Below are 4061 nucleotides of genomic sequence, written 5' to 3'. Positions count from 1 at the left end.
CTGCTGGGCCATCAGGTGACGTCCACCGTCGACTCTGTGGCTGCTGGCATCGCTGCGGTTGCCGCAGGCGGCTTTGACAGTGCCATCCTTGACGTCAATCTGGGCACAGAGAAGGTCTGGCCATTGGCAGAGGCGCTGCGCGACAAGGGCGTGCCGTTCGTGTTCGCCAGCGGCGGCGGGGATGAAATTCCGGCGCATCTGACCGACCGGCCAACGCTGCCCAAGCCTTACAGCATGGCTGGGCTGGAAGAGGCGCTGGCCCAACTCGGCTGACTCGCTCGTTCCCCCCTTGTTCTACGAGAACAAATCATATACATCACTGAGTCGTTGCACCTGATCGCAGGAGCAACTAGGCAAGGGAGGCGTGGCGATGGCCGGGCAATTGAAACTCATCCAGACCGACAAAGAGGTTAAATCCATGGACAGGCAAAAGGCGCTCGATGCAGCGCTCGCGCAGATCGACCGCGCCTTTGGCAAGGGGTCGGCGATGCGGCTGGGGTCCAAGGAGACGATGCAGGTCGAATCGATTTCGACAGGTTCCTTGGGGCTGGATATCGCGCTTGGCGTCGGCGGCCTGCCACGTGGCCGCGTGATCGAAATCTACGGCCCGGAAAGCTCGGGCAAGACCACGCTGGCGCTGCACGTGATTGCCGAAGCGCAGCGCGGCGGCGGCACGGCAGCGTTTGTCGATGCCGAACATGCGCTCGATCCGGTCTATGCCAAAAAGCTCGGTGTCAATATTGATGAGCTGATCGTCTCGCAGCCCGATACCGGCGAGCAGGCACTGGAGATTGTCGACACTTTGGTGCGCTCGAACGCGATTGACGTGCTGGTCGTCGATTCGGTAGCGGCTTTGGTGCCGCGCGCGGAAATTGAGGGCGAGATGGGCGACACCCATGTCGGCCTGCAGGCGCGGCTGATGAGCCAGTCGCTGCGCAAGCTGACCGGATCGATCAGCCGCTCGCGGTGCATGGTGATCTTCATCAACCAGCTGCGCATGAAAATCGGCGTCATGTATGGCAACCCCGAAACCACGACCGGGGGCAATGCGCTCAAATTCTATGCCTCGGTCCGGCTCGACATCCGCCGCACCGGCCAGATCAAGGACCGCGACGATATCGTCGGCAACGCGACCCGCGTGAAGGTGGTCAAGAACAAGGTCGCCCCGCCGTTCAAGCAGGTCGAATTCGACATCATGTATGGCGAGGGGATTTCCAAGATCGGCGAGATTCTCGACCTTGGGGTCAAGGCCGGGATCGTGGAAAAATCGGGAAGCTGGTTCAGCCATGATTCGGTGCGCATCGGCCAGGGGCGTGAGAATGCCAAGACCTTCCTCAAGGAAAACCCCGAGATGGCCGACAAGATTGAGGCCCTCGTCCGTAACCGACAGGACAAGGTGGCCGAGGAAATGATGACCGGCCCCGACGACGAGGGCGCCGACGACGAATGATATTTGTTCCCTTTCTCCCCGAGCTTGCTCGGGGAGGGGGACCACCCTGTACAACAGGGTGGTGGAGGGGCCGCAACCTCGCGTGGCCGCAGGTGGTGTCAGGCAAACTTTCGTGTCCTACCCGTAGTCACCTGCCCTGACCTGGGGTAATAGCGCCGGTCAACCGTGTCTTGCCCCGCTGGCGTCACAAAGGTGCGAAAGCATGTGATCGCGGTGCCTTTATATGGTCCATGTCGCCTTATGCCCCGCGAACCGCCAAGCGCCGGAGGCGCTGCACGCGCCATCCGCACATAACGCTTCAATCTCGCTGCAACTCGTCTTATGTCGCAGATCATGACATCGACAAACGACATAAGACGTTCATTCCTCGACTATTTCGGCGGCCATGGACATGACATCGTGCCATCGGCGCCGCTGGTGCCGCACAACGACCCGACGTTGATGTTCGTCAACGCCGGGATGGTGCCGTTCAAGAACGTGTTTACAGGGCTGGAAGCGCGCGCCAACGCGCGTGCCACCTCGTCACAGAAATGCGTGCGCGCTGGCGGCAAGCACAATGATCTCGACAATGTCGGCTACACTGCGCGGCACCACACATTTTTTGAAATGCTCGGCAATTTCTCGTTTGGTGATTATTTCAAGGAACAGGCGATCCACCATGCCTGGACGCTGGTCATCAAGACCTGGGGGCTGGCCGCCGACCGGCTGACCGTCACCGTCTATCACACCGACGACGAGGCGTTCGATCTGTGGCGCAAGATCGCCGGGATCCCCGAACAGCGGATCATCCGCATCGCGACATCGGACAATTTCTGGTCGATGGGTGACACCGGCCCGTGCGGCCCGTGCAGCGAAATTTTCTACGATCACGGCGATCACATCCCCGGTGGTCCGCCGGGATCACCCAATGAAGACGGCGACCGGTTTATCGAAATCTGGAACCTCGTGTTCATGCAGTACGAGCAGCAGGCCGACGGCAGCCGCGGTGATCTGCCGCGCCCGTCGATCGACACCCGCCTGGGGATCGAGCGCATCGCGGCGGTGATGCAGGGCGTGCACGACAATTATGACATCGATCTGTTCAAGGCGCTGATCGCCGCCTCTGGCAACGCCACCGGCACCGCCACGACGGGTGCCAACCAGGCGAGCCACCGCGTCATCGCCGATCATCTGCGGGCGACCTCATTCCTGATCGCTGACGGCGTGCTGCCTGCTAACGAGGGGCGTGGCTATGTCCTGCGCCGCATCATGCGCCGAGCGATGCGGCACGCGCATATTCTGGGTGCGGCAGACCCGTTGATGCACCGGCTGGTGCCGACCTTGATCGCCGAAATGGGCCAGGCGTTCCCTGAACTGGGCCGCGCCCAGCCGTTGATTGAAGAAACGCTTGAGCGAGAGGAAACCCGCTTCCGCCAGACGCTCGACAAGGGGCTGAAGCTGCTTGATGATGCGACCAGCGACCTTGCGCAAGGCGACGTACTGTCGGGCGAGACCGCATTCCGGCTCTATGACACGTTCGGCTTCCCCTATGACCTGACCGAAGACGCGCTGCGCAGCCGTGGTCTTGGCGTTGACCGCGCCGGTTTCGATACCGCGATGGCGGCGCAAAAGGCGGCTGCACGCGCCGCGTGGAAGGGATCGGGCGACGCAGCGTCGGCCGAGGTCTGGTACGACATTGCCGAGCGCGAAGGCGGCACCGAGTTCACCGGCTACACCGCAAACGAGGGCGAGGGACAGGTCGTTGCGCTGGTTCGCAATGGCGCTGAGATCGCTTCAGCGTCGGCAGGCGATACCGTCACGATCATGGTCAACCAGACACCGTTTTACGGCGAAAGCGGTGGCCAGATGGGTGATAACGGGCTGATCACCTCGCTGGCGGGCCTCAAGGCAACGGTTGAGGACACCAGCAAGCCGCTCGGGCGCCTTCATGCGCATCAGGCGCGCATCGAGAGCGGTAGCATCGCGGTAAGTGATACCGTGCATCTGGCGGTCGATGTCGAGCGACGCAATGCACTGCGCGCCAACCACAGCGCCACGCACCTGCTGCACGCGGCGTTGCGCCACCATCTCGGCGGCCATGTCACGCAAAAGGGTTCGATGGTCGCGCCCGACCGGCTGCGCTTCGATTTTTCGCACACCAAGGCGCTCAGCAATGCCGAAATTGCGGCGATTGAGGTCGAGGTCAATGCCGAGATCCGCGCCAATGAACCCGTGACGACCCGGCTGATGACCCCGGATGATGCAGTGCAGGCGGGCGCGCTGGCGCTGTTCGGTGAAAAATACGGTGATGAGGTGCGGGTGTTGTCAATGGGACGTGCCACTGACGCGCATTATTCGGTCGAACTGTGCGGCGGCACGCATGTTCGCGCGCTCGGCGATATCGGCATTTTCCGGATCGTTTCGGAAAGCGCGGTCTCCAGCGGCGTGCGCCGGATCGAGGCGCTGACCGGCGAGGGCGCGCGCCAGTGGCTGGTAACGCGCGATGAGCGGCTGAAAGCCATCGCCGCCCTCGTCAAGACCGCGCCCGATGAGGTCGAGGCGCGCATTGCCGCGCTGATCGACGAACGCCGCACGCTGGAGCGCGAGCTTGCCGAGGCGCGCAAGGCGCTCG

General features: G+C 62.5%; 3 protein-coding genes. All 3 read left to right on the top strand.

What is annotated here, in order from left to right; all coding sequences use genetic code 11:
- Positions 1-273, top strand: a 273-nt coding sequence (locus ACEW8G_RS05300; RefSeq protein ID WP_373487398.1) for a response regulator, incomplete at its 5' end; no start/stop codon positions are given.
- Positions 274-370: 97 nt separating this feature from the next.
- Positions 371-1450 (top strand): recombinase RecA, encoded by a 1080-nt coding sequence (gene recA / locus ACEW8G_RS05295; protein ID WP_373487397.1) that lies wholly within the window; start codon positions 371-373, stop codon positions 1448-1450.
- Positions 1451-1783: 333 nt separating this feature from the next.
- On the top strand, positions 1784-4061 hold a 2278-nt coding region (gene alaS, locus ACEW8G_RS05290; RefSeq protein ID WP_373487396.1), incomplete at its 3' end, for an alanine--tRNA ligase.

This window comes from Blastomonas sp. (assembly GCF_041747255.1).
Lineage (GTDB): Bacteria > Pseudomonadota > Alphaproteobacteria > Sphingomonadales > Sphingomonadaceae > Blastomonas.
This window is presented reverse-complemented; position numbering and strand designations above follow the sequence as displayed.